This is a genomic window from Microbacterium hydrocarbonoxydans, assembly GCF_000956475.1.
Classification (GTDB): Bacteria; Actinomycetota; Actinomycetes; order Actinomycetales; family Microbacteriaceae; genus Microbacterium; species Microbacterium hydrocarbonoxydans_A.
This window is the reverse complement of the sequence record NZ_JYJB01000008.1, coordinates 1-26,570: the sequence shown is the minus strand read 5'-3', so window position 1 is coordinate 26,570 and position 26,570 is coordinate 1. Positions and strand designations below refer to the sequence as shown.

The window sequence follows — 26,570 nt, the reverse complement described above, 5'->3', positions numbered from 1 at the left end:
GTCATGAGCCGGCCAGGCCCGCGACGGGAACGGGCTGGCGCAGAGGCGCTCATCGACGAACGGGCGGTGTGAGCGGATGCCGAGACGGCAGCACTGCCGAGGCCTGAGAGAATCGTGGGCATGACCGAAGAGCCCCCAGCCCTCGCAGCCCGTGCCGCCGAGACCCGCGTCATCGTGATCGGCGGCGGCATCGGCGGTCTCATCGCGGCGCGCGAATGCGCGAAGGTCGGCATGCAGGTGGTTCTCCTGGAGGCAGCGGATGCCGCAGGCGGAGCGATTCGCCGCGCGACCCTGGACGGCGTGACCGTCGACGCCGGTGCGGAGAGCTTCGCGACGCGTGGCGGACACGTCCGCGCCCTCGTGGAGGAACTCGGCCTCGGGGACCGCATCGTGTCCCCTGCCCCCGGGGGAGCATGGCTCGCCGGCATCCCCCGCATCGACGCCGCTCCGCTGCCGGTCGGCGGCATCCTCGGCATCCCCGCGAACCCGTTCCAGGAGGACGTGCGGCGCATCATCGGCTGGTCGGGCGTGTGGCGCGCCTACCTCGACCGGATCCGTCCGCCGCTCACGATCGGACACAGCCACAGCCTGGGCCGGCTCGTCACCTCGCGGATGGGCCGCAAGGTGCGTGACCGCCTCGTCGCTCCCGTCACGACGGGCGTGTACTCCGCGGCGCCTGAAGACGTGGACGTCGACATCGCGGCTCCGGGGCTCAACGCCGCTCTCACGACCGCCGGCTCCCTCTCCGGAGCGGTGCAGGCGCTGCGCCAGGAAGGAGCGGCGCGTGCAGCGAAGGCGCCTGGGTCAGCGGTGGAGGGCATCGACGGAGGCCTGAGCCTCCTCGTCGACGCGGTGGTCGCCGATCTCGCCCGACTCGGCGCAGAAGTGCTGCTCGAGACCGCCGTGACGGGGGTCGCCCGAGAGGGCGACGAATGGACGGTGACGGCGCAGAGGGCGGCAGGGGGGCACCCGGCCGGCGACGCCGACGGAGACGGAGCGGATGCTGCGCAGGCGCAGACGGCCGGGCTCGAGGAGTTCGCGCTGAGCGCAGACGCCGTCATCGTGGCCACCCCGGAGGCTGCGGCCAGAGACCTCCTCGGTGGCTGCGCCCCCGCCCTCGCGGCGACCCCGGCATCGCAGGCCCCTGAGATCGAGGTCGTCACGCTGATGCTCGACGCGCCGGGCCTCGAGGCCGCGCCGCGCGGCACGGGAGCCCTCACCGTCCCCGGTTCGCACACCGCCAAGGCGCTCACCCACTCGACGGCCAAGTGGTCGTGGGTGCGCGACGCGGCACGGGGCCGAGAAGTCGTGCGCGTCTCCTTCGGCGCGCAGGGGGAGTCGGCGGCGACGGCAGACCTCGACGACGACGCCGCCGCACGCCTCGCGCTGAGCGAAGCATCCGCTCTGCTCGGTGAGACGCTTCGCGACTCCCAGCTCGTCGCCGCCCACCGCGCACGCTTCGTGCAGTCCCAGCCCGCGTCGATCATCGGATCCGGCGAGCGGCGAGCGGCTGCTCGCGCCGCAGTGCAGGCGGTGCCGGGGCTCGCCGTGGTCGGCGCCTGGCTCGCCGGCACCGGACTCGCGCAGGTGATCCCGGATGCGAAGCAAGAGGCCGACCGCCTCCGCCACAGCCTGCTCTGGAGGTGACCGGCGTCATCCTGTCAACCCCCTGACGGGTAGATGCCGAAATCGGCATATGGGGCTACGCTGGGAGCCTGGCACGCCACGAGTTGCTGGACTGTAACGAGAGGAGACCCCATGAAAGGGAAGATCGGACTCGTCGTCGGACTCGGCGTCGGATACGTGCTCGGCACGCGCGCAGGTCGCGAGCGCTATGAGCAGATCAAGACACAGTGGCTGAAGGTCTGGAACCTCGACCCGGTGCAGGAGCAGGTCACGAAGGTCAAGGGCTTCGTCGGCGACAAGGCGGCGGCGGTTCCCGGTGCCATCTGGACCGGCGTGGTCAAGGTCGCGAAGTCGGTGGGTGGCGACGGGACTCCCGGCCAGAAGCTCGACTCGGCGATCGCGACGGGCAAGGACGCCGCTGAAGACGTCGCGAAGGCGACGGATGCCGCCACCGCTGAAGCGCGCAAGACGGCCGCGAAGGTCACCGCCTCGAAGTCCTCGTCTGCGAAGAGCGCCGAAGCGAAGGCGGACGACTGAGATGGCTCGTCCGTACCGGGATCGCGCGGACGACAGCCTGCTGACGCTTCTCGGGGACCTGCCTGAGCTCGTCACGAATCTCGTCAAGGCCGAGATCAACGCGGCCAAGGCGTGGATCTCGAAGACCTCGAAGGATGCGGGCGTCGGATCGGTCTGGTTCCTCGTCGCCCTGTTCTTCCTGTTCTGGGCGGTGCCCGTGATCCTCGTCTTCGCGATCGCCGGTCTCTCGTCGTGGTGGCCGGTGTGGCTCTCCGCTCTCGCCGTCTTCGGCATCCTGATCCTGGCGATGCTCTTCTTCGGCCTGCTCGGGTTCCTGCGATTCCGCAAGGTCCTCTCCCGCGAGAACCCCGCGCAGGCCGTCGCCACCGACATCAAGCTCGCGAAGGGATCCGGCCATGACGACTTCTGACTCCGCACCGACGTCTGCCCTGCCGAAGACCGCGGTTCCGCTCGGCATCGCCGACCCTGTCGCCTCTGCACGTGCCGAGCTCAAGGCGGCCCTCGCCGCGATCGAGGTGAAGGGCAACTTCCCTCGGCGCATCGAGAAGGCCTCCGCTCGGGCAGCGGTCAAGGCTCGCCGTTTCGCCGACCGCAATCCTGTCGGGGCCATCGCCGCCGCCGTGGGGATCGCGGCCGTCGTCGGCAGCGCCGTCTGGGTGATCGCCCGCGCCGTCTCCCGCTGACGCGTCGCCCCGCATGGGTCCCTGAGCCCGTCGAAGGGCCGGTTCGCACCCTCCGCATAAAGGGGGCAGACTGGATGCATGTCCGACGAGCGCGAAGAGAACCCATCCGGCTTCACCCTCTGGGCGGTCTGGCGACGTAATCCCGACGTCCCGGTGACCGAGTCCGACTCCACCGAGCTCGAGACGATCGTGTCCTACATCGAGGACTCCGGGGTCACCGTCCGGGGCTTCTACGACGTCTCGGGGCTCAAGGCAGACGCCGACCTGATGGTGTGGCTGCACGGCGAGACCGCCGAAGATCTGCAGAAGGCCCTGCGCCGTCTGCGCCGCACCGAGCTGCTTCGCACCCTGCTGCCGGTCTGGAACGTGATGGGTGTGCATCGCGACGCGGAGTTCAACCGCCAGCACGTCCCCGGCTTCCTTCGCGGCGTCGAGCCCAAGGATTGGCTCTGCCTCTATCCTTTCGTCCGCACCCCCGAGTGGTACCTCGCGCCCGAAGAGGAGCGACGCAAGATGCTCGCCGACCACGGCCGCAAGGGCGCCGCCTTCACCGGGGTCATCGCGAACACGGTCGCGGCCTTCGCGCTCGGCGACTACGAGTGGATCCTGCCGCTCGAGGCCGACGACGTCACCGAGCTCGTCGACCTCATGCGCGATCTCCGTTACACCGACGCCCGTCGGTATGTGAAGGAGGAGGTGCCCTTCTACACGGGGCGCAGGCTCCGCTTCGACGAGATCGCGGACGTGCTGCAGTAGGTCGGCGATGAGCACTCCGATCAGGTTGGGGACTCGCCGCAGCGCACTCGCGCAGGCGCAGTCCGGCCACGTCGCCGCCGCACTCGAGAAGATCATCGGCCGCTCCGTCGAGCTCGTGCCGATCACGAGCGAGGGCGATACGAACCGCGCCTCGCTGTCGCTGATCGGCGGCCAGGGCATCTTCGCGACGCGGCTGCGCGAAGCGCTGCTCGCGGGGGAGTGCGACTTCCTCGTGCACTCGCTGAAGGACCTCCCCACGGCGCAACCGGACGGTCTCGTGATCGCGGCCACGCCGGTGCGCGAGGATGCGCGCGACGTCGCGATCACTCGTGACGGCATCCCCCTTCACCAGCTGACGCCGGGAAGCCGGATCGGCACCGGCTCGCCGCGTCGCATCGCACAGGTGCACATCCGCGCTCCGCACGCGGACGTCGTGGACATCCGCGGCAATGTCGACTCGCGACTGCAGAAGGTGGCGACGGGCGAGCTGGATGCCGTCATCCTCGCCGCGGCCGGCCTTTCGCGCCTCGGCTCGGACTCACCGCTGCGCCGCGAGGAGCTCGGCCTCGCCGAATGGCCCACCGCTCCTGGCCAGGGCTCGCTGGCCGTCGAGACGACGACGGATGCCGACCCCGAGCTGCTCGCCGCCCTGGCTGCACTGGATGATCAGCAGACCCGGCTGGCGATCACGGTCGAACGCGCGATCCTCGAAGGCCTCGACGCCGGATGCCAGGCGCCGATGGCCGCTCATGCCGTCGTCGCGGGATCGTCGGTGCGCGTCAGGACCGTGGTCTACGCCGCGGATGGAGCGCAACGAATCGGTCTCGACGTCACGGAAGACCTGAACGGGGAGTATATTCATCGGAGCGGCAGTGGCAATGGAGCGGATGCTGCCGATGGTGCAGACCCGATGCACGCAGCACGCGCGCTCGGGTTGAATCTTGCCCGTCGGCTGCTCGAACAAGGGGCGGCTGACCTCGTCTCCCGAGAGCATTCCTCATGACTGAAATTCATCACGACCGGCCGCTGGACGGCTGGCGAGTCCTCGTTCCGCGCGGCGGACCGTGGGGTGACGGCGTGGCAGCGAGTCTGCGTTCGCAGGGAGCCGTTCCCGTCGTCGCGCCGCTGATCAACTTCGCACCGACCACCGATCAGGCGGCTCTCGATCGTGCGCTGGAGAAGCTCGCCGACGGCGCCTACGACTGGCTGACGGTCACGAGCGCCACCACGGTCGACGTCATGTTCGCGCACCGCGCGGTCGTGCCGCGCACCACGAGGATCGCCGCGGTCGGCGAGACCACTGCGGCCGCCCTGCAGGCAGTGGGCTACGAGGTCGCGCTCGTGCCCGAGGACGACAACTCCGCCGAGGGCATGGCCGAGCAGATCATCGGGCTCGAGGGTGGTGCATCTCGGCGGATCCTGGCGCTGCGCAGTGAGATCGCGAAGCCGGTGCTGAGCAAGCTCCTGAAGAAGGCGGGACACGACGTCGACAGCGTCGTCGCGTACCGCACGGTCGGCGTTCCCGTCACAGACAGGATCAAGCGCGACGTGCAGAACGGCAGGATCAACGCGATCCTCATCACCAGCGGCTCGGTCGCCCAGCAGGTACGCGAGCAGTTCCCCGACATCCCCGACGAGACGCTCCTCGCGGCGATCGGTCCTCGCACGGCGAAAGACGCGCTCAAGGCCGGACTCCCGATCACTGTCGTGGCAGACAGGCAGACGGTGGATGCTCTCATCGATGCGGTGTCGCAGTTCACGCTGCCGCATGCGGCGGACGAGCTGGCGCCGTGACGTTCCCCGAGGTTCGCATGCGCCGGCTGAGGCAGTCGCCCGCCGTGCGCTCGCTCGTTCGCGAGACCTCCCTCGATCCGCGCCAGCTGGTGCTGCCGATGTTCGTGCGGGAGGGGCTCTCGTCTCCAATGGCGATCGGGTCTATGCCCGGGGTCGTGCAGCACTCGATGGACTCGCTGCGCTCGGCGGCCGTCGAGGCGGCCGAGGCCGGCGTCGGCGGCGTGATGCTGTTCGGCGTGCCCGCGGTGCGCGATGCGCAGGGCTCCGGCGCGGACGATCCGCGCGGCATCCTGAACCTCGCGACCGAGGCCCTGGCATCCGAGGTCGGCGACGCCCTGGTTGTTCAGACCGACCTGTGCCTCGACGAGTTCACCGACCACGGCCACTGCGGCGTGCTCGCCGATGACGGCTCGGTCGACAACGACGCGACCCTCGAGCGGTACGTCTCGATGGCTCTCGCCCAAGCGCGCGCCGGCTCGCAGCTGCTCGGGCTCTCGGGGATGATGGACGGTCAGGTCGCCGTCATCCGCGCGGCGCTCGACGCAGAGGGCTTCACCGACACTCTGCTGCTCGCCTACGCCGCGAAGTACGCGAGCGCGTTCTACGGCCCGTTCCGCGAGGCCGTCGACTCGCAGCTCAAGGGCGATCGGCGCACCTACCAGCTCGACCCCGGCAACCGCCGCGAGGGTGTTCGCGAGGCCGTCGTCGACGAGGCGGAAGGCGCCGATATCGTCATGGTCAAGCCGGCGATGGCGTTCCTCGACGTGCTTCGGGAGGTGCGCGACACCGTCAGTATTCCGGTGTGGGCATACCAGGTGTCCGGTGAGTACGCGATGATCGAGGCCGCCGCAGCGAACGGGTGGATCGATCGCCGCGCGGCCGTTCTGGAGTCGCTGCTGTCGATTCGTCGCGCGGGCGCAGATGTCGTGCTGACCTACTGGGCGACCGAGGCCGCCGGCTGGCTGCGCGCCTGATCGAACCACGTCTCCACCCGCGGTCGTCGGCTCGCGCGGCTCGGTCGTCGAGCGAGCGAAGCGAGACGAAACGAGGCTGCCTCTCCGGTCGTTGAGCGAGCGAAGCGAGACGAAACGAGGCTGCGAGAGAATGGACACATGACCGATCGCAATGACGACCTGTTCGCTGCCGCCCGTGCGGTCACGCCCGGAGGTGTGAACTCGCCCGTTCGAGCGTACGGTTCGGTAGGCGGCACCCCCCGCTTCCTGGCGTCGGCCTCGGGGGCGAGGGTGACGGATGCCGCGGGCAACGTGTACGTCGACCTCGTCGCGTCGTGGGGCCCCGCTCTTCTCGGACACGCCCACCCCGAGGTGGTGTCGGCCGTGCAGGATGCCGCGACCCGCGGTCTCTCGTTCGGTGCGCCCACAGAGGGCGAGGTGGAGCTCGCGGCCCTCATCGCGGAGCGCGTGCGGTTCGGCGAGGTGCGTCCCGTCGAGCGGGTGCGGCTCGTGTCCACCGGAACCGAGGCGACGATGACGGCGATCCGCCTCGCGCGGGGCGCGACCGGACGCGACCTTCTCGTGAAGTTCGCCGGCCACTATCACGGGCACTCCGACGGTCTGCTCGCGCAGGCGGGCTCGGGCGTCGCCACCATGGCGCTCCCCGGCTCGGCCGGTGTGCCCGCGCCGATCGCCGCGCAGACGCTGGTCATCGGATACAACGACCCAGACGCCCTCGACACGGTCTTCGCCGAGCACGGCGATCGCATCGCGGCGGTGATCGTCGAAGCATCCGCGGCCAACATGGGGGTGGTCGCCCCGGTTCCGGGCTTCAACAAGCTCATCGCCGACACCGCGCACGAGCACGGCGCGCTGATGATCCTCGACGAGGTGCTCACCGGTTTCCGGGTGCATCCCGCCGGATTCTGGGGCCTGCAGGCTGCAGCCGGCGAGGACTATCTGCCCGACATCATCACCTTCGGCAAGGTCGTCGGCGGAGGGATGCCGCTGGCCGCACTCGGCGGCCGGGCCGAGATCATGGACCTTCTCGCGCCGCTCGGCCCCGTTTACCAGGCGGGCACCCTGTCGGGGAACCCGCTGTCTGTCGCGGCGGGCCTTGCGACGCTGCGCCTCGCGACGACCGAGGTGTATGAAACGATCGACGCGGCATCCGCTCGTCTCGTCGCAGCCCTGGGAGGAGCGTTGACCGAGGCCGGAGTCGTCCACTCCGTCGCGAAGGCAGGCAACCTTTTCAATGCGTCGTTCCGGGCGTCGGCTCCGCGCGACTACGCCGAGGCGCAAGCGCAGGACTCGTTCCGCTACGCCCCGTTCTTCCACTCGATGCGCGAGCAGGGCGTCGCGCTGCCGCCGAGTGTGTTCGAGGCGTGGTTCCTCACTGCCGCGCATGGCGAGGAGGAGATGCGGCTGATCGAGGCAGCCCTGCCCGCAGCGGCGCGGGCCGCCGCCGACGCGCAGGCTTGAGCCCCGTCAGCTTCGGTGTGCTGCTTTCGTGCGGTTCGCGCGGGATCGTTGTGTTCCTGTGAGCATGTTCCAGACATCCGTCAGGAATGCGCTGGCAGACTAGGTGCATGGTGACGTTGCTCCTGGATCAGACGCAACTCGAGATCGTGCTCTCGCCGATCGAGCGTGCGGCGAGCTTCCATCGCGACAACGTCCGAGTGGCGCGCGACACCATCACCAAGGTGCAGCTGACGGATGACGCGTGGACATGGCTGCGGGGAGTCCCCGGCCCTGGCACTCACATTCCGGGCGTGCTCGCGGCAGGATCGTGGAAGGCCGCCGGCAGTGTGGACTTCGTGCTGATCCGCCGTCGCCGCCCGAGCGTCGTGATCGACCTCGAAGGTGACGACGACTACCGCCGGCTGATCCTCACCACGCGCCATGGTCTCGCGTTGACTCAGGCGCTCCGTCTCGACGTGTCGACAGAGCCCGCCGACGTCGAGGAGATCGTGGCGACCGCGCCTACTCCGGTGTCGAAGGGCAGCAAGCGACCGGTCATCCGCCCCCGTCCCGCCTGACGGCCGCCGACAGACGAAGAACCCCTCCGCACAGATGAGTGCGGAGGGGTTCTGACGTTCTTGAGCCGATCAGTAGCGGTGGTGCTCACCGTCGTGGTGCTCACCGTCGTGGTGCTCACCTTCGTGGTGGTGCTCGTCCTCGTGGTGCTGCTCGCCTTCGTGGTGCTGCTCACCCTCGTGGTGCTGCTCACCGTCGTGGTGCTGCTCGCCCTCGTGGTGGTGTTCGCCCTCGTGGTGCTCGCCGTCGGCGGGGCCCTCGCCCTCGGCCTTCTCCCCGAACGGGTACGGCTGCGGCTCGTCCTCGTAATAGGCGCGAGCTGCGGCCGCGAGCATCGAGCTCACGGCCGCAGAACGCGGGTCCTCGTTCTCGTCGCTCTCCGGCGCGGAAGCGTCGGCGATCTCGCCCTGCTCGTCAGCCGCGCTCTCGGAGGCGCTGTCGTCACCCGCGAGGGCATCGTCGTCAGAGGCCTCGTCGCCGAGGCCTGCGAAGACCTCCGTGCCTGCATGCTCCTGCTCCGACCCGGCTGGGTCGTCGAGGACGGATGATTCCGTCGCGGCGGAACCGGACCCGAACAGGATCTCATCGAAAGACGGGCCGGGCTCGCTCTGGCCGCCATCGACCGCCTCGGCATCGTCGTTCGCGGCATCCGACTGCGTCGTCTCGTCATCGCCTTCGGCGCGGTCCTCATCGGGGTTCGCGGACTCAGTGTCGGGCGCCTCGGGGCCCTCGCTCGTCTCCTCCTCGATGACCTCCGGCGAAGCTGCAGTCTCCGCCTCATCCACGTCAGTCGCAGCCTCGGCGCCTTCACCCTCCGCATCGGCGACGGCCACGTCATCGGTCTCCGCATCCGGCAGCGACGCTTCGACATCGCCGTCCGTCGCGACATCGACCGCGACCCCGTCAGCCCCGGCATCCGCGCCCTCAGCGGCGCCGACGACGGCACCCGCGTCGGCATCCGGGCGTGACGCTTCGCCTTCGACGGGTGCATCGGCCTCGACGTCGTCGCTCGCGGCGATCGCCGGGCGCGGCTCGAACTTCCCCCCGCGCACGAGGTCGATGAACACGTCCTCCAGCGTCGGGCCTCGCTGCACGAGGGTGCTCAGCGCGATCCCGGCCGATGCCGCCAGCGCGCCGACGGTCTTGGCGTCTCCGCCGCGCACGGTGAGTCCGGAGCGCAGCACCTCGACCTCGAAGCCGGCCTCTGCGAGGGCCGCGGTGAGCGCGACGCGGTCGGCGGCGTCGACGACGACCGAGCCGGATGCCGGATCGGCGAGGCTCTCGATGCCGCTGGAGAGGACCAGCTGGCCCTTCGAGAGCACGAGCACGTGGTCGGCGACCTGCTCGACCTCGCTGAGCACGTGTGATGACACCAGGACAGTGCGGCCTTCATCTGCGAGGCGGCGCATGAGCAGTCGCATCCAGCGGATGCCCTCAGGGTCGAGGCCGTTCGCCGGCTCGTCGAACACGAGCGTGCCGGCGTCGCCGAGCAGGGCGTGCGCGACGCTGAGCCGCTGGCGCATGCCGAGCGAGAAGCTGCCGATGCGGCCTTCGCGCTCGCCGTCCAGGCCCACGAGCGCGAGCACCTCATCGACGCGCGACAGCGGGATGCCGTTCGCCTTCGCGGCGATCGTGAGCTGCCGCGCTGCGCTTCGCCGCGGTCGGTACACGGTCTCTTCGAGAACCGAGCCGATCGTCTTGAGCGGCGTCCGCAGGTCGGCGTAGGCGACTCCGCCGATGGTCGCCGTGCCGCTGGTCGGCCGAACCTGACCGAGCAGGATACGCAGCGTCGTGGTCTTCCCTGCTCCGTTCGGGCCGAGGAACGCCGTGACGACGCCTGGTTCGACGCGCGCCGAGAAGTCGGACACCGCCGTCACGTCGTTGAATCGCTTCGTGACGCGCGTGAACTCGAGCACGTGTCCTTCGGGCATGCGCGGCCCCTTTCTTGCTTGGGCAGTTCCATCTATCCTGCCGGAAAAGCTGTACGATCGCGCATTTCCGCTGTGGAATGCCGACAGATCAGACGGAGTAGCCTGGCTCTCGTGACCGAACCCACCGCCGCTGAGCGCGTCATCGTCCGCACCGAGGGAGCCCTGGGCCGGCTCACGCTGAACCGTCCTGAGGCGATCAACGCCCTCGACCTCGGCATGATCACGCAGATCACGGCGGCTCTTGAGGCCTGGGTCGATGACACCGACGTGCAGATCGTGATGATCGACGGCGCAGGAGAGCGCGGCATGTGCGCAGGAGGAGACGTCCGCGAGCTGCACGCGCAGATCGTCTCGGGCCGCTCCGCCGAGACGATCGAGTTCTTCCGTGCCGAGTACGCCATGAACGCGATGATCGCCGAATACCCCAAGCCGATCGTGGCGATCGCCGACGGCATCACCATGGGCGGCGGCATCGGGCTGGCCGGGCACGCGGCCATCCGCATCGTCACCGAGCGCTCGAAGCTCGCGATGCCCGAGACGCGCATCGGCTTCACTCCCGACGTGGGCGGCACCTGGCTGCTGGGTCGCGCCCCCGGACGCTTCGGGGAGTACTTCGGGCTCACGGGCGGCACCATGAGCGGAGCGGATGCCGTCTATCTCGGCTTCGCGGATCACTTCGTCCCGTCCGACCGTCTCGGCGCGCTGCGGGAGGCGCTCGCCTACCGCGCCGACCCCACGGGTCCCGCCGAGATCGTGCTGCTGTTCGACGAGACCCCCGATCCGTCCGAGCTGCCCGCTTCCCGCGAATGGATCGACGATGCCTTCTCGGAGGACACGGTCGCCGAGATCGTCGCCCGGCTGCAGGCGCAGGGGACGACGGATGCCGCAGCCATCGCCGATCTGCTCGAAGGCCTCGCGCCCACCGGTCTCGCCGTCACGCTCGACGCCGTGCGCGAGGCGCGCGCCCTGCCCGACCTGCGTGCAGCGCTGGAGAGCGAGTACCGCCGTGTGATGTGGTTCGTCACCCAGCATCCCGATCTCGTCGAGGGCATTCGCGCGCAGCTGGTCGACAAGGACCGCAATCCGAGGTGGGACCCGGCGACCATCGCCGAGCTGGGCCCCGATGCCGGAGCCGACGCCAGGGCGTACGTGCCGCAGCGCCCGCTCTTCTGAATCGCGGTGAACGATCAGAACGTGCGCGCCTGCCAGATCGCGCGAAGCACGCCAGCCACGTCGTCGAGACCGCTGCCGTTCTCCTCTGCGCTCTCGATCAGAGCACGGATATGTCGCAGAACCGGGAGAGGCAGGATCGCGGCGGATGCCGAAACTCGCGTGCCGGCGGCAGTCCGGGTGACCACCAGCCCCTCATTCTCGAGCATCTTGTAGGCCTTTGCGGCAGTACCCGGAGCGACGCCGAGGTCGGTGGCGGTCTGGCGCACGGGCGGTAGGCGCTCTCCGGCTCCAAGGTGTCCTGCGAGGATCAGCCCCCGCAGCTGTCGGTAGATTTCCCGTGCGGATGATGACTCGTCGGGCGAGGGCACGATCGGTTGAACTGTCATGCCGTGGCCACCGTCAGGTCCTCCGCAGCGCTATCAGTGGCGTCGGCCGTGCGCAGTTGACGCATCGCCAAGAACAGGATCGTGAACGCGGTGATCTCAAGAAGAGGCGCGATCCGCCCGAGCGCTGTCGCGATCTCAGCGCCACGCCAGACCACGTCGTATGTCTGGGTGGGGCCATCGCCTAGAACGTCGAGCCGAGTCGAGGCGCCGGACGACGCGATGAACTGCCATGCATCACCGAGGGAGAGCAACATGGCCGCCGTCGTGAGTTGCACAGTGCTGGTTGCGATCTGCCGGCGCTCGATGCTCTCGCGGACAACGGTCTCCGGACGAAGGAACGGCCGAACGGCGTTCGCGTGCAATGCCATAGCGGTGAACACCGAGAGCATCGCCAGGGCGATGAGAGTCGGTGTGCCGTACGCCCAACCGAAGAACCAGATGCGGAGCGGGTCGACATCCAGTTCGTTCGGGATCGGGATCTCGAGGTATACGAAACGGCCCTGCGGGTCGGCAGACGAGAGGAGGCCCGCGATGATAGTTGTGGCGATCAGGACGAGGAACACGATCGACCAGCCGATGGTCGCCGCACTCGGGACGAAGGAGAGCCAGGTCCGTCGAGGTCCTCCGAGCACAGGGCGTTCGGAGTGCTCGCTGCCGGTCGTGGAGATGAACGCGACCAGAGCGGCTATACCCAACCCGGCGACGAACAGCGGAGTCGCGAAGCGCCACCACGAGATGACGCCATTCATGTTCACGACGTAGGAACGGATGAAGTGCTCAGCGATGACGATGACTACGACGGCGAACGCCGTCCACAGGATCGTTCGGCTTTCCGGCGCATATCGTGCCCGCCCCCGACGCTCGAACGATGAATCCGAATCCGCGCGCGCGGGGCGACTGGGACGGAGGATCGTGATCCCAATGGCGACGGCCGCGCCGAAGATGAGCGCGAGCCACGGCTGTGCGATTGCCCAGTCGAGGACTTCTACGGGTGTGACGGTGCTGCGCGACATGTTGCCTCCGACGAGATCTTGTGTCATATGAATAGCACAACTTGTAACGACAAATCAATACAAGCTGATTGATGGCGAGTGATCCGCTCTTGTCCTCAGTGCAGAAACCGCTGGCCAGGACGAAAAGGTTCGCTGTCAGCGAAGGTCATCCCTGTGGGGGATGCGAATGTCCGTGGCACGTGGCACTCTGTGATGCGGCTGATTGTCTGCCGGCATCCGCTCGCTGAGAAATCCGCACTTCGATCCCACAAGGAAGTCCGCCTGTGCTCGGGAAAATCCTCGTCCGCTATCTCTCCAAATACCGATGGCTTCTCGTCGGCGTCCTGGTGTTCCAGTTCGCCAGCGCTCTCGCCTCGCTCTACCTGCCGACCCTGAACAAGGACCTCATCGACAAGGGCGTCGCCCAGGGCGACACAGACTACATCTGGCGCACCGGGCTGTTCATGCTGTTCGTCTCGCTCGGCCAGATCGTCGCCTCGATCATCGCGACCTACTTCGCGGCCCGGGCTGCGATGGGCGCCGGGCGCGACATCCGCGCCGATGTCTTCGCCAAGGTGAGCGGCTTCTCCGAGCGCGAGGTCTCGCAGTTCGGCGCCGGTTCGCTGATCACCCGCAACACCAACGACGTGCAGCAGGTGCAGATGCTCGCGATGATGGGTGCGACGATGTTCGTCACGGCGCCCCTGCTCGCGATCGGCGGCATCATCATGGCCGTCATCACGAACGCGAGCCTGAGTTGGCTGATCGCCGTCTCGGTCCCGGTCATGCTGATCGTGGCGCTGCTGATCATCAGCCGCATGGTGCCGCTGTTCCGGAGCATGCAGAAGAAGATCGACAACGTCAACCGCATCATGCGCGAGCAGCTGACAGGCGTCCGCGTCGTGCGCGCCTTCGTGCGCGAGGACATCGAGGAGGAGCGCTTCCGCGGCGCGAACACCGACATCATGGTGGTCGGCCGCAAGATCGGCTCGCTCTTCGTGCTGCTCTTCCCGATGTTCATGCTGATCCTGAACGTCACCGTCGTCGCCGTCATCTGGTTCGGTGGCATCGAGGTCAATGCGGGCACCGTCGAGGTGGGCACGCTGTTCGCGTTCATGCAGTACATCGGCCAGATCATGATGGGCGTCATCATGTCCAGCTTCATGGCCATGATGATCCCCCGCGCGGCCGTCTCGGCCGAGCGCGTGGGCGAGGTGCTCGACGCCGAGTCCACGATGACCCGTCCCGAGAACGGCGTCACGGCGTTCCCGACTCCCGGCGCCGTCGCCTTCGACGGCGTGGAGTTCACGTATCCGGGTGCGGAGTCGCCGGTGCTGTCGGGCATCAGCTTCGCCGCGCAGCCGGGAGAGACCGTCGCGATCGTCGGCTCCACCGGCGCGGGCAAGACCACGCTCGTCTCGCTGATCCCCCGGCTGTTCGACGTGACCGGCGGCGGCGTGTTCGTCGGGGGCACCGACGTGCGCGAGGCCGACGTCGAGTCCCTCTGGGACAGCATCGGCCTCGTGCCGCAGCGCCCGTTCCTGTTCACCGGGACCGTGGCATCGAACCTCCGCTACGGCCGCGAGGACGCCACCGACGAGGAGCTCTGGCACGCGCTCGAGATCGCACAGGGACGCGACTTCGTCGAAGAGATGCCCGACGGGCTCGACTCGCGCATCGCCCAGGGCGGCACGAACGTCTCCGGCGGACAGCGCCAGCGTCTCGCGATCGCCCGCGCGATCGTGCACCAGCCGCAGATCCTCGTCTTCGACGACTCGTTCTCGGCGCTGGATCTGACCACCGACGCCCGGCTGAGGCAGGCTCTCTGGCGGGAGCTCCCGCACGTCACGAAGATCGTCGTCGCGCAGCGCGTGTCGACGGTCACGGATGCCGATCGCATCGTCGTCCTTGAAGGAGGAACCATGGTCGGAGTGGGCACCCACGAAGAGCTGCTCGAGACCAGCGAGACCTACCGCGAGATCGTCGAGTCGCAGCTGGGGGTGGACGCATGAGCGACAACACCACGTCGAGCCCTTCGACCGGATCAGGACCCAAGCGGACCAGAGGCCGCGGCAAGGCCGCAGCACCCGTCGCCGAGCGCGAACTGACGGCCGAGGAGAAGTACGAGGCCGAGCTCGCCGAGCAGGCGCGGCAGAACTCCGGCGACTGGGACAGCGTCGCACCGGGCAAGGCCGACAACTTCGGCAAGAGCTTCGCCCGGATGATCGGACTGCTCAAGCCCTCCGCCGTCTGGTTCGTGTTCGTCTCGTTCCTCGGCGCCGTCGGCGTCGTGCTGTCCGTGGCGGCGCCCAAGGTGCTCAGCGAGGCGACCAACCTCGTGTACGCCGGGTTCATCTCGAACGAGCTCGCGAAGCCGAACGGCGATTTCCCCGGGTTCCCCGAGGGCACGACGAAGAGCGAGGTCATCGAGCAGCTGCGGCAGTTCGGTCAGACCGACTTCGCCAACCAGATCGCCGCCATGAACGACTTCACGGTCGGTGCGGGCATCGATTTCGACGCGATGCGCTGGATCATCGCCGCCGTCCTCGCCATCTACGTGGTCTCGGCGCTGCTCAGCTGGATCCAGGGCTACGTCATCAACGTCATCATGGTGCGCACGATGTGGCGCCTGCGCGAGGACGTCGAGGCGAAGATCAACCGTCTGCCGCTGTCGTACTTCGACAAGGTGCAGCGCGGCGAGCTGATCTCCCGCGTCACGAACGACATCGACAACATCACGCAGACCATGCAGCAGTCGCTCTCGGGAGCCCTCACCTCGGTGCTCACCGTCGTCGGCGTCCTGGTCATGATGTTCTCGATCTCGTGGCAGCTCGCTCTCGTGGCCCTGATCGCCCTCCCCCTCATGGGAGTGATCTTCGGGATCATCGGTCCGCGCTCTCAGAAGGCCTTCGGCGCCCAGTGGCGCAAGGTCGGCCGTCTGAACGCGCGTGTCGAGGAGGCCTTCTCGGGCCACGCCCTGGTCAAGGTCTTCGGCCGCGAGCAGGACGCACTCGACAAGTTCCAGGTCGAGAACGAGGAGCTGTTCCAGTCCGCGTTCAAGGCGCAGTTCCTCTCGGGCATCATCATGCCGGCGATGACCTTCGTCGGAAGCCTCAGCTACGCGGCCCTGGCGGTCCTGGGCGGTCTGATGGTCGCCAGCGGTCAGCTGCGACTCGGCGACGTGCAGGCGTTCATCCAGTACTCGCAGCAGTTCTCGCAGCCGCTGGCCGAACTCGGCGGCATGGCGGCGGTCGTGCAGTCGGGCACCGCATCCGCGGAGCGCGTCTTCCAGCTGCTCGACGAGGACGAGCAGGACCCGGATGCCGACGACGCCCCCACGGTCGTCGACGGCAAGGGCGTCATCGAGTTCGAGCACGTCGCGTTCTCCTATTCGGAGGACCGTCCGCTCATCACCGATCTCTCCTTCCAGGTCGAGCCGGGTCAGACGGTGGCGATCGTCGGCCCGACCGGCGCCGGCAAGACAACGCTGGTGAACCTCATCATGCGGTTCTACGAGCTCAGCGGCGGCCGCATCCTGCTCGACGGGCAGGACATCTCCGAGATGACGCGCGACGACCTGCGCTCGCGCACCGGCATGGTGCTGCAGGACCCGTGGCTGTTCGCCGGCAGCATCCGCGAGAACATCCGCTACGGCCGCTCCACCGCGACCGACGAGGAAGTCCTCGCCGCCGCCAAGGCGACGTACGTCGACCGCTTCGTGCACGCGCTCCCCGAGGGCTACGACACCGTGCTCGACGAGGACGCGTCCAACGTCTCGGCCGGAGAACGTCAGCTGATCACGATCGCCCGTGCGTTCGTCGCCCAGCCGTCGATCCTCATCCTCGACGAGGCGACGTCGGCCGTCGACACCCGCACCGAGCTGCTGCTGCAGCACGCGATGGCGGCGCTGCGCGAAGGACGCACGTCCTTCGTGATCGCTCACCGTCTGTCGACGATCCGCGACGCCGACCTGATCCTCGTGATGGAGCACGGCGACATCGTCGAGAAGGGCACGCACGACGAGCTCATCACGGCGCAGGGCGCCTACTGGCGCCTGTACCAGTCGCAGTTCGAGCAGGCGGCCGCCGACATCGACGCCGAAGAGGCTCTCACAGGGACGACTCCGGTCGTCGTCACGGGAGATGCCGAAGCCGAAGCGGATGCGGCGCGCGTCGGCGCCTCAGTCGGCGCTGCGAACCCGGCTGCCGAGATCGCTGCGACAGAAGCCGTCGCTGAGAACCAGGGCGAAGCACCCACGGCCTGAGCCGCGCAGTCAGATGCCCCGCCCCGGAATCCTGGGGCGGGGCATCTGCGTCTTCTGCCACGCGGCACCCGCTGAACTCCTGCTTTCTGCATGAGGTCCGCGTGCGTGGCGTGGGTCTCGTGCGCGAATCGCGAGGTCGCGCCCGTAGCCGGACCTCAGGCCCGCGTCGTAACCGTGCGCTCTACCGTTCGGCCAGGCCGAACAGTTCCAGCGGATGCGTGAGCCGCCACCAAGGGCTCGGCTCCTGCACGGCAGCCGCGAGCGTCAGCCCCGTCGACGCGGTGTTCAGGGGGCCGGTCGTCGTGAGCGTGCCGACTTCCGCACCGGCCTTGCGCTTGTCCGCGAGATCGAACTCGACGGTCGTCGTCGCTGCACCGCCGTTCCACAGCACCACGTCGGCGTCGGCATCGGTCACCACGTCGACGGCCGCGCCCCAGAGAGTCTCCACGGTGCCGACGACCGTGCCCTCCGGCACCGTCGGCGCCTGAGCCTGCAGTTCGCTCTCGACCTGCGAGAACAGCGAACGCGTCGACGCGAGGCGCATGTCGTCGTCGTCCTGGGTGAGCACCGACGCGTACAGCCGCAGGGTCGTGTCGCCGACCTTCACGTCCTTCGCCGTGAGCAGATTCCAGCTCTCGTGGAGGGTGCCGGTCTTGACGCCGACGACTCCGGCATCCGCCATCATCCCGTTGGTGTTCCGCACAGTGCCAGCGCCGGGCAGATCCACCGAGGTCGTGCCCACGATCTCGGCGAACACCGGATTCTGCATGGCCTTCTCGGCCACGGCGATCAGCGCCTCTGGCGTCGCCACGTTTCGCTCATCGAACCCCGAGGGCGACTTGATCGTGATTCCGGTGAGGCCGCGTTCGCTCAGCCAGGTCGCCGCGGCATCGGCGAAGGCGGCATCCGATCCCCAGATCTCCTTCGCGAGCCTGTCGATGTAGTTGTTCGCCGACCCCAGCAGCACGCCCTGCAGCATCTGATACTCGGTGAGAGACCCGCCCACGGGGACGTCGAGCGCGGACTGATCGCTGCGCAGGTAGGTGAGGAAGGACTGGCTGTCGGCCTTCGTGAACGAGAAAGAGGGGCCCTGCTCTCCGGGGGCCAGCGGCATCCGATCGAGCACCATCATGGCTGAGACCACCTTGGAGATGCTGGCGATCGCGGCGGGATCGGTCGATGAGGAGAGCGTGCCGACGCCGGCGATGCCCACGGCGGCGCTTCCCTGCGCCGGCCACGTGATCGCCGCGGCCTGGGCCGGAGTTGTCGCGAACTCCACCGTCTGCACCTTCGGTGCGACCTCGGTCAGCGGCCACAGCAGAGTGGTGCCGGTGTACGCGCCGACGAGGGCCACCAGGACGCCGACCGGCACGAGGATGCCGGGGCGGGTGACGGCCGGTCGAAGGTGAGCGCCGCTGAAGAGCGCCGCGCCCCGCTCGTCATCGGCGGACGGCGACGCGTCTGCGACCGCTGCGGCGTCGATCCAGGTGAGGGCGGTGGCGTGCTCGTCGCCCTCGGCCCACCGGGCGTCGGGGGCGTCGGAGGCCGAGACCAGTGCGTCGAGATCGTCGAACGCTCCTGCCGCGGCGTCCGTCGTCGCGTCATCGCCGACGGGTGCAGTGGCCTCGGCGGAGTCAGGTGCGGTCACCTGCCTACGGTACCGAACTCCGCTCACAGAACACCGATACGACGGGTAAGATCGACAGAACAACCACGGGAGTCCGGCGAGCCGGGCTGAGAGGGAGCGAATCGCGCTTCGACCGTCGAACCTGATCCGGATAATGCCGGCGCAGGGAGGAGTTCAGATGAGTACTTCCACGTCCGCGTCCACCACCGGGACGGCATCCGGTCTTCGCAACGCCCAGCTGTGGCGGTGGCGCGTCGTCGACATCGTCGTGGCCAGCGTGATCGCGGTGGCCTGCGCCCTGATCTTCCTGCTGTGGAACGTCGGCTACCAGGGCCCGAGCCTGCTGCTCGAGCCGCTGCTGCCCGGCGTCCAGGCACTCGTCAACGGCCCCTGGCTGATCGCCGGAGTGCTCGGCGGGCTGATCATCCGCAAGCCGGGTGCCGCGCTGTACACCGAACTGGTCGCGGCGGTCATCTCGGCGCTCGTCGGCAACGTGTGGGGTCCGCTCACGATCGTCTCGGGTCTCGTGCAGGGGCTCGGAGCCGAGCTCATCTTCCTGCTGTTCCTCTACGGAGTGTGGAAGCTGCCGGTCGCGATCCTCGCGGGTGCGGCGGCCGGCGTCGCGTGCGGCATCAACGACGTGATCCTCTGGTACGCCGGAGCCGACACGGCGTTCACCGTCATCTACATCGCCTCGAGCACCGTCTCGGGTGCCGTCATCGCCGGTATCGGTGCGTGGCTGATCGCCCGCGGCCTCGCCGCGACCGGTGCGCTGAGCCGCTTCGCCGCCGGTCGCGAGGTCGCCGCACGGGTGTGACGGACCTGGCGCACCCTGCCGCGCTCGAGGCGCGCGGCTGGGGCTGGCGCTATGCGACGCGACGGCGCTGGGCGGTGCGGGACATCGACCTCCGCATCGAGCCGGGGGAGCGGGTGCTCCTGCTCGGCGCCTCGGGGTCGGGCAAATCGACCCTGCTGCAGGGGTTCGGCGGCGTGCTCGGCGGCGCGGATGAGGGCGAGACGCACGGCTCGCTTCTCGTCGACGGCGTGCCGGCTGCGCAGACGCGCGGTCGCGTGGGAATGGTGATCCAGGACCCCGACACGCAGACCATGCTCGCCCGGGTCGGCGACGACGTCGCCTTCGGCTGCGAGAACCTCGGCGTGCCGCGTGACGAGATCTGGCAGCGAGTGCGCTCGGCGACGGATGCTGTGCGGCTCGACGTGCCGCTCGACCGCTCGACGGCCGCGCTGTCCGGCGGGCAGAAGCAGCGACTGGCACTCGCCGGTGTACTGGCGATGCGCCCCGGAGCGATCCTCCTCGACGAGCCGACCGCCAACCTCGACCCCGTGGGGGTGCAGGACGTGCGCGACGCCGTCGCCGCGGCCCTCGAGGTCACCGGCGCCACTCTCGTCGTGATCGAGCACCGCATCGACGTCTGGCTGCCGCTCGTCGACCGCGTGATCGTGCTCGGCGTGGAGCCCGAGGGCACGATCGTGCTCGCCGACGGCTCGCCGGACGACGTGCTCGGTGCGCGCGGGCAGGAGCTCGCGGCATCCGGCGTCTGGGTGCCGGGGCATCCGCCGGCGGTGCCGCCCCCGCCCGCGCTCGCCCCCGGAGAGAGCCTGCTCGACGTGCGCGGCCTGACGGTGGCGCGCAGCCGTGGCGTGCCCGTGGCGGGACCCTTCGACCTCGACGTGCACGCGGGGGAGGTGATCGGGGTCACCGGTCCCAACGGAGCGGGCAAATCCACGCTCGGGCTGACGGTCGCCGGGCTCATCCCCGCCGAGTCCGGCCGGGTCGCCGCCACGACGGCGCTGTCGTCGGGCGAGGGGACCGACCCGTTCCGCTGGTCGTCGAAGGCTCTGCTCACCCGGATCGCGACGGTCCTGCAGACTCCGGAGCACCAGCTGCTCGCGAAGACCGTGCGCGAGGAGCTCGCCGTGGGACCCCGCGCTCTGCGCCTCGACGACGCCGAGATCGCACGCCGCACCGGCGAGCTTCTCGAGCGCCTGAGACTCTCGGCGCTCGCGGAGGCGAACCCTTACACGCTCTCCGGTGGAGAGAAGCGCCGGCTCACGGTCGCCGCCGCGCTCGCCACCCGCCCCCAGATGATCGTGCTCGACGAGCCGACCTTCGGGCAGGATGCGACCACCTGGGCCGAGCTCGTCGCCATCATCGCCGGCCTCCGCGACGACGGGGCCGCGATCGTCGCGATCAGCCACGACGAGGCGGTGCTCCGGGCGCTGCACGCTCGCCGATTCGAGGTGGGGGCATGATCGATCCGCTCACCGCGCGCGTCGAGCGCCGCGGTCCGATCGCGCCGCGGTCGGCGCTCGCGAAGCTCGCGGCAGCGCTGCTGATCGCGGTGCCGCTGATCGCGTCGATCGACGTGGTGTCGGCATCCGTCGCTCTGATCCTCGAGATCCCCCTGCTGCTTCTCGCCGGTCTCGGCGCCCGCGAGTTCTGGACCAGGACGGCCGTGCTGTGGGTCGCCGCGCCTCTGAGCGCCGTGACGATCGCGCTGTACGGCGCACCGAGCGGGGCGGTGCACTTCGAGTGGATGCTGATCAGGGTGAGCGACGGGTCTCTCTCGCTCGCAGCGGCGACGGCCGTGCGCGTCCTCGCGATCGGGCTGCCTTCGGTCGTGCTCTTCGTGACGGTCGATCCCACCGACCTCGCCGACGATCTGGCGCAGCGGGTGCGGCTGCCGGCTCGGTTCGTGATCGGCGCGCTCGCCGGGATGCGGATGCTGGGACTCCTCGCAGACGACTGGCGCGCTCTCGCGCTTGCACGCCGTGCTCGCGGAGTCGCCGATCAGGGACGCATCCGCCGCACGCTCGGGATGGCGTTCGCCCTCTTCGTGCTCGCGATCAGACGCGGGTCGTCGCTCGCCACGGCCATGGAGGCGCGCGGCTTCGGCGGCTCGGGGGAGCGGTCGTGGGCGAGGGAATCGGTGTGGACGCGGCGCGACACCGGTCTCGTCCTCGTCGCGTGTGTGATCCCCGTGGTGGCGATCTGGGCGGCCGTGGCGACGGGGGCGTGGAACTTCGTGCTCGGCGGCTGAGTCAGGTCTCGTTCCAGAGCCGGCGGTAGAACTCGAGGCGCGCACGATCCGGTTCCACGCCGTAGGCCTCGATGAGCGTGTCCTCCCATCCCTCGCCGAGGTTCCAGATCGTGCTCATCGAGGCGACCGCGATGTCCGCCCAGCGATCGGCGGTGCCGAGGGCAGCCAGATCCACATGGCCTGCCACAGCGCCGTCATCGGCGAGCAGCGTGTTCGGCAGGCACGCGTCTCCATGGCACACGACGAGGCGGTCGATCGACGGCGCCTCACGCAGATCGGCCGGTACGAAAGTGCCTCGTTCAGCGGCGCGGGCGATGCGGGAATCGATGCTCCACTCCCACGGGCATTCCTCGACGGGCAGCTTGTCGTGCAGCATCCGCAGACCTTCGCCCACGGCGCGGACCGCGCGCTCGGGGTCCTCTCGCCAGCGCGGATCCGCGGCGCTGCGGCCATCGAGCGCGATCGTGACAAGCCACTCCTGCTCGCTGTCCTGGCCCTGCTCGAGCACGTCAGGCACCGTGATCCACCGCGATGCCCAGCGCATGCGCTCCGCCTCGTCGCGCATGTTCGCCTCGGCATCGTGCGGCCCCCATTTGATGTAGCGGCCGTCGCCGGTGCGGAAGGTCAGCCCGCCGATGTTGTTCAGCCACACCGGGGTGAGGGCCGCGCCGCGCGCCAGCTCGCGCACGCGCTCGGGCACGACTATGTCGAGGGCGGGAATGCTCACAGGGTGCACCAGGGGCTGTTCATGACTCCTCAAGAATGGCGCAGAATCGGTGGGATCCGGCTGATCGGTGCCCGATCTGCTCGCTTGTTGAGGAGTCGTGAACCGACTGGCGTTCAGAGCAGCGCGCGCAGTGCCTCTTCCAGCACGACGGCGTGGTTGTGCTCAGGGTCGTGCGCCGCGTAGACGAGGGTGACGATCGGATGCTGCCGCAGCGCGTCGGTGAGCTCCCGAAGCGCTGGGCCCGATTCGCCAGCGAGCTGCGCGCGGTAGCGGTCGGCGTAGACGCCCCATTCGCTGTCCGGAGCCGCATGCCAGTCGTGCCGGAGCTCAGGGGTGGGCGCCGTGTCCTTCGCCCACAGATCGATCGCGGCACGCTCCTTGGAGACGCCTCGGGGCCACAGCCGGTCGACGAGCACGCGGAACCCGTCTGAGGGATCGGCGGTGTCATACGCTCGCTTGCGACGAAGGTCCATGCCTTCAGCATCCCGCGTCCCGCATCGTCCCGCCAGTCTCGGAGTCTTCGCTCACTCCTGCGCGGTCACCTCGCCTGGAACCCGTCGGAACCGCGCCCGGCCAGTCGCCTCACCGCTCACGATGTCCTAGTCTGAGCGCATCCGGGCACGCGGATGCTCACGACACTCGGGACCACTTATGCTGGTACTCAGTCGCACACGCAGGGTCTGGTCTCCGATGCCCGCGCAACGATGTTCGAAGGAGAACTCACGATGCAGATCACAGGTCACGGCGCGCTGATCACCGGCGGCGCCTCCGGGCTCGGCCTCGCCACCGCCCGCCGCATCGCCGCCCAGGGCGGTCATGTCACCATCGTCGACTTGGCGTCCTCGAAGGGCGCCGAGCTCGCAGAAGAGCTCGGCGGGCAGTTCGCCCCAGCCGATGTGACGAGCGTCGACGAGATCCAGGCGGCAGTCGCCGCTGCCCAGGCCGCGGCTCCACTGCGCATCGTCGTGAACTGCGCAGGTATCGCCCCGCCCGCCAAGGTGCTCGACCGCGACGGCAACCCTGCGGTGCTCGCCGACTTCGAGCGGATCATCCGCATCAACCTCGTCGGCACGTTCAACGTCCTCTCTCAGGCATCCGCCGTGATCGCGAAGAACGACCCCACCGAATCCGGGGAGCGCGGCGTGATCATCAACACCGCGAGTGTGGCGGCGTTCGACGGCCAGATCGGCCAGCCCGCCTACTCGGCGTCGAAGGGCGGGGTGCACGCCATGACGCTCCCCGTCGCCCGCGAGCTCGCGCGCCACGGCATCCGCGTCTGCACGATCGCGCCAGGAATCATGGAGACGCCCATGCTGATGGGCCTGCCGCAGGCCGCGCAGGACTCTCTCGGACAGCAGGTCCCGTTCCCCTCGCGACTGGGCCGGCCTGACGAGTACGCGGCCCTCGCGCAGCAGATCATCGAGAACTCGTACCTGAACGGCGAGACGATCCGTCTCGACGGCGCGATCCGCATGGCGCCGAAATGAGCCCGGCTGAAATGAGCCCGAACGAGGAGACGACCATGTCACTGGCAGGCAAGACCATCCTGATGTCGGGCGGCAGCCGCGGTATCGGCCTCGCCATCGCGCTGCGTGCGGCGCGAGACGGCGCGAACATCGCAATGCTCGCGAAGACCGACACACCGCACCCGAAGCTCGAAGGCACGATCCACACCGCGGCCGAGCAGATCCGCGCCGCCGGCGGTCAGGCCCTGCCCATCGTCGGCGACGTGCGCGACGACGACGACATCACCGAAGCGGTGCTCAAGACGCAGGGCGAGTTCGGCGGAATCGACATCGTCATCAACAACGCCAGCGTGATCGATCTGTCCCGATCTCTCGAGCTGAATGCGAAGAAGTACGACCTGATGCAGGACGTCAACGTCCGAGGGACGTTCATGCTGTCGCGCGCGGCGGTGCCGGTTCTGCGGGACGCGTCGAACCCGCACATCCTGTCGCTCTCGCCGCCGCTGAATCCCACCCCGAAGTGGCTGGGCGCGCACACCGGATACACGCTCGCGAAGTTCGGCATGACGATGGTCACGATGGGCCTCGCTGCGGAGTTCGCCCGCGACGGGATCGCCGCGAACACCCTCTGGCCCCGCACGACGATCGCGACGGCCGCCGTTCAGAATCTGCTCGGCGGAGACAAGGTGATGGCTGCGAGCCGCACCGCGGAGATCTATGCGGATGCCGCGTACTCGGTGCTCACCAAGCCCGCCGCGCAGTACACGGGTCAGACGCTCATCGTCGAGGATGTCCTCGAGGCCGACGGCGTCACCGACTTCTCGAAGTACGCCGCGGTTCCGGGCACTCCGGACGACCGCCTCTTCCCGGACATCTTCCTGGACTGAGGTCCTGCACACGGGCGCAGCCTCGGGGCCGACACGCTTTTCGAAGAGCGGATGCCGTCATCCGATCCGACATCAGGCGCGTCGGCCCCGAACTGTGTCGTGATCCGATCGCGACACGCGTTCGCGCCGTCCCCCGCAGGGCCACTGTTCCCTTACCGTTGTCGATATGGATGGGCCGGTGCTGAGTGGGGGCGTGATCGTCCTCGTCGCTGTGCTCCTGTGGATGCTCTATCTGCTGCCGTCGTGGCGCGGGCGCTTCCAGTACAACGCCGCGGAGCGCAATGCCGTCCGTCTGAATCAGGCTCTTCGCGTGCTCGCCGAGACGAGCGAGACGCCCGGGGAGGTCCGCCTCGAGCTGACCGCCAGGACGGCTCTCGCCCAACAGAGGCTCGCAAAGCGGCTGCAGTCCGAGAAGGAAGCGGCCGAGCTCATGCTGCTGCGCGAGGAGCTGGCTGCGACGAAGGCCGACCCCGTGGTGCGTCAGGCGCGCGCCCGTCGTCGTGTCCGTCTCACCGCCACCGTGCTGCTGTTCCTCGGAATCGCCGCCGTCGGCGTCGGCGTGTGGCAGCTCATCGCCACGCAGGCGCAGCTGCTGCTGTGGCTGGGCGGTGCGGTCGTGGTGATCGCATCAGCCATCCTGCAGCGGATGTCCGCGGTCGCAGCGCGGGCAGCCCGTGCCGCGCGACGGAGCACGGAGCGGAGCGAACCCGCAGAACGTCGGGAGGCGCCGCCCCTGCACGATCAGGGCACGGCCACGTGGACTCCTCGTCCGCTGCCGGAGCCTCTCGTCTCGATGAGCGGGTCGCGCGCGCAGGCGGCGATGGCTCAGCATGACGCACAGACCGAGCGCCGCAAGGCCGCGCGACTGGCCGAGCTGCGCGAGCGCGCAGAGCAGATGGCGCCGCCGGCTCCTGTGCAGCTGCCCGCGGCTTCGTCGCCCTACGCGAAGATGGGCTTCGTCGACGATGCGGAGATCGAGGCGCATGTCCGCGAGCTGCTCGCCCGTCGATCGGCCGGATGACGCGAACGCCCGGATCTGCGTGATAACGTAGACGAGTTCAAGGGCCTATGGCGCAGTTGGTAGCGCGCCTCGTTCGCATCGAGGAGGTCAGGGGTTCGAATCCCCTTAGGTCCACAGAACCAGGAAGCCCCGTCCGAGCTCAGCTCGGAGGGGGCTTCTTCTGTCTCCGCCAGATGTGCCGCGCGATGTGCGGCGCCATCCGCGACACGCCCGGCGGATCGGCCTGATTTGCCCGATCCCCGGAATCCACGTAACTTATTACTTGTTCGCCCCACAGGGAAGCGGAGAGGCCGAGAGCCTTACCCCCCTCAAGCGGAGAACCACCTCCACCCGATCAGCTCCTCGGAGAAGATCGCAGACATACTTCTGTCTGACGTGGAGCTTCCGGATCCGGATCGAGTCGATTTGACTTCGATCGGGAAGCGGATAAGCTAGTCAAGTTGCCTCGGCGCGGTAAGCGCCTGGTAGCAAGATCAGCTTCGAAGCCTGCGGCGTGTCGATTTGACAGGCCGGATCGCTTCGGTAAGATTGAGAAGTTGCCCTTCGGGCCTGACTGTGATGGTTGGGTCGGGGGAGCGTCCGATCCTTGAGAACTCAACAGCGTGCACTTGTCAAATGCCAAATAACCTCGACTCCACTTCGGTGGGG

The 26,570-nt window shown here is 68.8% G+C and carries 25 protein-coding genes, 1 tRNA gene and 1 riboswitch; of the genes, 20 read left to right on the top strand and 6 right to left on the bottom strand.

Features of this window, described 5'->3' with window-relative positions:
• Window positions 1–120: 120 nt before the first annotated feature.
• From RS84_RS06840 to RS84_RS06795, 10 genes are all read left to right on the top strand, one after another.
• Window positions 121–1,647, top strand: a complete 1,527-nt coding sequence (locus RS84_RS06840; protein ID WP_045257468.1) for a protoporphyrinogen/coproporphyrinogen oxidase — start codon at window positions 121–123, stop codon at window positions 1,645–1,647.
• A 111-nt stretch (window positions 1,648–1,758) separates the two neighbouring features.
• Window positions 1,759–2,163 carry a hypothetical protein gene (locus tag RS84_RS06835; RefSeq protein WP_045257048.1) on the top strand — a complete coding sequence of 135 codons (405 nt, stop codon included), beginning with the start codon at window positions 1,759–1,761 and terminating at the stop codon, window positions 2,161–2,163.
• 1 nt (window position 2,164) lies between these two features.
• Window positions 2,165–2,572, top strand: a complete 408-nt coding sequence (locus tag RS84_RS06830) for a phage holin family protein (protein WP_045257047.1) — start codon at window positions 2,165–2,167, stop codon at window positions 2,570–2,572.
• The gene (locus RS84_RS06825) at window positions 2,559–2,846 is read left to right on the top strand and encodes a hypothetical protein (protein ID WP_045257046.1); all 288 of its coding nucleotides are present in this window, start codon (window positions 2,559–2,561) and stop codon (window positions 2,844–2,846) included. The genes RS84_RS06830 and RS84_RS06825 overlap by 14 nt, the downstream gene beginning before the upstream one ends.
• Window positions 2,847–2,924: 78 nt before the next feature.
• A complete protein-coding gene (gene hemQ / locus RS84_RS06820; protein WP_045257045.1) occupies window positions 2,925–3,602 on the top strand; it encodes a hydrogen peroxide-dependent heme synthase in 678 nt (225 codons plus the stop codon).
• Between the two features lie 7 nt (window positions 3,603–3,609).
• Window positions 3,610–4,605, top strand: coding sequence for a hydroxymethylbilane synthase (gene hemC / locus RS84_RS06815; protein WP_045257044.1), 996 nt, complete (start codon window positions 3,610–3,612; stop codon window positions 4,603–4,605).
• Window positions 4,602–5,396 (top strand): uroporphyrinogen-III synthase, encoded by a 795-nt coding sequence (locus RS84_RS06810; RefSeq protein ID WP_045257043.1) that lies wholly within the window; start codon window positions 4,602–4,604, stop codon window positions 5,394–5,396. The genes hemC and RS84_RS06810 overlap by 4 nt, the downstream gene beginning before the upstream one ends.
• Window positions 5,393–6,370 carry a porphobilinogen synthase gene (hemB, locus tag RS84_RS06805; protein WP_045257042.1) on the top strand — a complete coding sequence of 326 codons (978 nt, stop codon included), beginning with the start codon at window positions 5,393–5,395 and terminating at the stop codon, window positions 6,368–6,370. Before RS84_RS06810 ends, hemB begins: the two co-directional genes overlap by 4 nt.
• 138 nt (window positions 6,371–6,508) lie before the next feature.
• The gene (hemL, locus tag RS84_RS06800; RefSeq protein WP_045257041.1) at window positions 6,509–7,831 is read left to right on the top strand and encodes a glutamate-1-semialdehyde 2,1-aminomutase; all 1,323 of its coding nucleotides are present in this window, start codon (window positions 6,509–6,511) and stop codon (window positions 7,829–7,831) included.
• Between the two features lie 107 nt (window positions 7,832–7,938).
• Window positions 7,939–8,388, top strand: a complete 450-nt coding sequence (locus RS84_RS06795) for a hypothetical protein (protein ID WP_045257040.1) — start codon at window positions 7,939–7,941, stop codon at window positions 8,386–8,388.
• A 69-nt stretch (window positions 8,389–8,457) separates the two neighbouring features.
• On the opposite strand, the gene RS84_RS19430 is transcribed toward RS84_RS06795, so the two are convergent.
• Window positions 8,458–10,317 carry an ATP-binding cassette domain-containing protein gene (locus RS84_RS19430; RefSeq protein ID WP_200891992.1) on the bottom strand — a complete coding sequence of 620 codons (1,860 nt, stop codon included), beginning with the start codon at window positions 10,315–10,317 and terminating at the stop codon, window positions 8,458–8,460.
• Window positions 10,318–10,428: 111 nt separating this feature from the next.
• Here RS84_RS19430 and RS84_RS06785 point away from each other — a divergent pair, with 111 nt between their 5' ends.
• Window positions 10,429–11,490, top strand: coding sequence for an enoyl-CoA hydratase/isomerase family protein (locus tag RS84_RS06785; RefSeq protein WP_045257039.1), 1,062 nt, complete (start codon window positions 10,429–10,431; stop codon window positions 11,488–11,490).
• 14 nt (window positions 11,491–11,504) lie between these two features.
• On the opposite strand, the gene RS84_RS06780 is transcribed toward RS84_RS06785, so the two are convergent.
• Together RS84_RS06780 and RS84_RS06775 are read right to left on the bottom strand one after the other, a co-directional pair.
• Complete coding sequence (locus RS84_RS06780; RefSeq protein WP_045257038.1) at window positions 11,505–11,876, bottom strand: GntR family transcriptional regulator; 372 nt, start codon at window positions 11,874–11,876, stop codon at window positions 11,505–11,507.
• A complete protein-coding gene (locus RS84_RS06775) occupies window positions 11,873–12,889 on the bottom strand; it encodes a hypothetical protein (protein WP_152641777.1) in 1,017 nt (338 codons plus the stop codon). The genes RS84_RS06780 and RS84_RS06775 overlap by 4 nt, the downstream gene beginning before the upstream one ends.
• Before the next feature lie 263 nt (window positions 12,890–13,152).
• Between RS84_RS06775 and RS84_RS06770 the strand changes: the two genes are divergently transcribed.
• A complete protein-coding gene (locus RS84_RS06770; protein WP_045257036.1) occupies window positions 13,153–14,880 on the top strand; it encodes an ABC transporter ATP-binding protein in 1,728 nt (575 codons plus the stop codon).
• Entirely contained in the window at window positions 14,877–17,132 is a 2,256-nt protein-coding gene (locus tag RS84_RS06765) for an ABC transporter ATP-binding protein (RefSeq protein ID WP_052676262.1), read from the top strand. The genes RS84_RS06770 and RS84_RS06765 overlap by 4 nt, the downstream gene beginning before the upstream one ends.
• Before the next feature lie 181 nt (window positions 17,133–17,313).
• On the opposite strand, the gene RS84_RS06760 is transcribed toward RS84_RS06765, so the two are convergent.
• On the bottom strand, window positions 17,314–18,780 hold the full coding sequence (locus RS84_RS06760; RefSeq protein ID WP_052676261.1) for a hypothetical protein: 1,467 nt from the start codon (window positions 18,778–18,780) through the stop codon (window positions 17,314–17,316).
• 55 nt (window positions 18,781–18,835) lie between these two features.
• Window positions 18,836–18,947: riboswitch (TPP riboswitch) on the top strand.
• On the opposite strand from RS84_RS06760, the gene RS84_RS06755 reads away from it, so the two are divergent.
• The 3 genes from RS84_RS06755 (at window position 18,938) to RS84_RS06745 (ending at window position 21,821) form a co-directional block, all read left to right on the top strand.
• Window positions 18,938–19,576, top strand: a complete 639-nt coding sequence (locus tag RS84_RS06755) for an ECF transporter S component (protein ID WP_045257035.1) — start codon at window positions 18,938–18,940, stop codon at window positions 19,574–19,576. (Overlaps the previous riboswitch by 10 nt.)
• The gene (locus RS84_RS06750) at window positions 19,573–21,033 is read left to right on the top strand and encodes an ABC transporter ATP-binding protein (RefSeq protein ID WP_235281412.1); all 1,461 of its coding nucleotides are present in this window, start codon (window positions 19,573–19,575) and stop codon (window positions 21,031–21,033) included. Before RS84_RS06755 ends, RS84_RS06750 begins: the two co-directional genes overlap by 4 nt.
• The gene (locus RS84_RS06745; protein ID WP_045257034.1) at window positions 21,030–21,821 is read left to right on the top strand and encodes an energy-coupling factor transporter transmembrane component T family protein; all 792 of its coding nucleotides are present in this window, start codon (window positions 21,030–21,032) and stop codon (window positions 21,819–21,821) included. Before RS84_RS06750 ends, RS84_RS06745 begins: the two co-directional genes overlap by 4 nt.
• A gap of 1 nt (window position 21,822) precedes the next feature.
• On the opposite strand, the gene RS84_RS06740 is transcribed toward RS84_RS06745, so the two are convergent.
• Window positions 21,823–22,548 (bottom strand): aminoglycoside 3'-phosphotransferase, encoded by a 726-nt coding sequence (locus tag RS84_RS06740; RefSeq protein ID WP_045257033.1) that lies wholly within the window; start codon window positions 22,546–22,548, stop codon window positions 21,823–21,825.
• Window positions 22,549–22,661: 113 nt separating this feature from the next.
• Window positions 22,662–23,021, bottom strand: coding sequence for a DUF488 domain-containing protein (locus tag RS84_RS06735; protein ID WP_045257032.1), 360 nt, complete (start codon window positions 23,019–23,021; stop codon window positions 22,662–22,664).
• A gap of 252 nt (window positions 23,022–23,273) precedes the next feature.
• On the opposite strand from RS84_RS06735, the gene RS84_RS06730 reads away from it, so the two are divergent.
• The 4 genes from RS84_RS06730 (at window position 23,274) to RS84_RS06715 (ending at window position 26,036) form a co-directional block, all read left to right on the top strand.
• Window positions 23,274–24,035: an SDR family NAD(P)-dependent oxidoreductase gene (locus RS84_RS06730; RefSeq protein ID WP_045257463.1), complete on the top strand. Its 762-nt coding sequence runs from the start codon at window positions 23,274–23,276 to the stop codon at window positions 24,033–24,035.
• Window positions 24,036–24,070: 35 nt separating this feature from the next.
• The gene (locus tag RS84_RS06725) at window positions 24,071–24,901 is read left to right on the top strand and encodes an SDR family oxidoreductase (RefSeq protein ID WP_045257462.1); all 831 of its coding nucleotides are present in this window, start codon (window positions 24,071–24,073) and stop codon (window positions 24,899–24,901) included.
• A 166-nt stretch (window positions 24,902–25,067) separates the two neighbouring features.
• Window positions 25,068–25,922, top strand: coding sequence for a hypothetical protein (locus RS84_RS06720; protein ID WP_045257031.1), 855 nt, complete (start codon window positions 25,068–25,070; stop codon window positions 25,920–25,922).
• Window positions 25,923–25,963: 41 nt separating this feature from the next.
• Window positions 25,964–26,036, top strand: a tRNA-Ala gene (locus tag RS84_RS06715).
• The last annotated feature ends 534 nt before the right edge of the window (window positions 26,037–26,570 follow it).

Excerpts from the sequence above, each read along its gene's own strand:
- RS84_RS06840 (WP_045257468.1), top strand. The coding sequence starts at position 121 with ATGACCGAAGAGCCCCCAGCCCTCGCAGCCCGTGCCGCCGAGACCCGC.
- RS84_RS06835 (WP_045257048.1), top strand. The coding sequence starts at position 1,759 with ATGAAAGGGAAGATCGGACTCGTCGTCGGACTCGGCGTCGGATACGTG.
- RS84_RS06830 (WP_045257047.1), top strand. The coding sequence starts at position 2,165 with ATGGCTCGTCCGTACCGGGATCGCGCGGACGACAGCCTGCTGACGCTT.
- RS84_RS06825 (WP_045257046.1), top strand. The coding sequence starts at position 2,559 with ATGACGACTTCTGACTCCGCACCGACGTCTGCCCTGCCGAAGACCGCG.
- hemQ (WP_045257045.1), top strand. The coding sequence starts at position 2,925 with ATGTCCGACGAGCGCGAAGAGAACCCATCCGGCTTCACCCTCTGGGCG.
- hemC (WP_045257044.1), top strand. The coding sequence starts at position 3,610 with ATGAGCACTCCGATCAGGTTGGGGACTCGCCGCAGCGCACTCGCGCAG.
- RS84_RS06810 (WP_045257043.1), top strand. The coding sequence starts at position 4,602 with ATGACTGAAATTCATCACGACCGGCCGCTGGACGGCTGGCGAGTCCTC.
- hemL (WP_045257041.1), top strand. The coding sequence starts at position 6,509 with ATGACCGATCGCAATGACGACCTGTTCGCTGCCGCCCGTGCGGTCACG.
- RS84_RS06795 (WP_045257040.1), top strand. The coding sequence starts at position 7,939 with ATGGTGACGTTGCTCCTGGATCAGACGCAACTCGAGATCGTGCTCTCG.
- RS84_RS19430 (WP_200891992.1), bottom strand. The coding sequence starts at position 10,317 with ATGCCCGAAGGACACGTGCTCGAGTTCACGCGCGTCACGAAGCGATTC.
- RS84_RS06780 (WP_045257038.1), bottom strand. The coding sequence starts at position 11,876 with ATGACAGTTCAACCGATCGTGCCCTCGCCCGACGAGTCATCATCCGCA.
- RS84_RS06775 (WP_152641777.1), bottom strand. The coding sequence starts at position 12,889 with ATGTCGCGCAGCACCGTCACACCCGTAGAAGTCCTCGACTGGGCAATC.
- RS84_RS06765 (WP_052676262.1), top strand. The coding sequence starts at position 14,877 with ATGAGCGACAACACCACGTCGAGCCCTTCGACCGGATCAGGACCCAAG.
- RS84_RS06755 (WP_045257035.1), top strand. The coding sequence starts at position 18,938 with ATGAGTACTTCCACGTCCGCGTCCACCACCGGGACGGCATCCGGTCTT.
- RS84_RS06745 (WP_045257034.1), top strand. The coding sequence starts at position 21,030 with ATGATCGATCCGCTCACCGCGCGCGTCGAGCGCCGCGGTCCGATCGCG.
- RS84_RS06735 (WP_045257032.1), bottom strand. The coding sequence starts at position 23,021 with ATGGACCTTCGTCGCAAGCGAGCGTATGACACCGCCGATCCCTCAGAC.
- RS84_RS06730 (WP_045257463.1), top strand. The coding sequence starts at position 23,274 with ATGCAGATCACAGGTCACGGCGCGCTGATCACCGGCGGCGCCTCCGGG.
- RS84_RS06725 (WP_045257462.1), top strand. The coding sequence starts at position 24,071 with ATGTCACTGGCAGGCAAGACCATCCTGATGTCGGGCGGCAGCCGCGGT.
- RS84_RS06720 (WP_045257031.1), top strand. The coding sequence starts at position 25,068 with ATGGATGGGCCGGTGCTGAGTGGGGGCGTGATCGTCCTCGTCGCTGTG.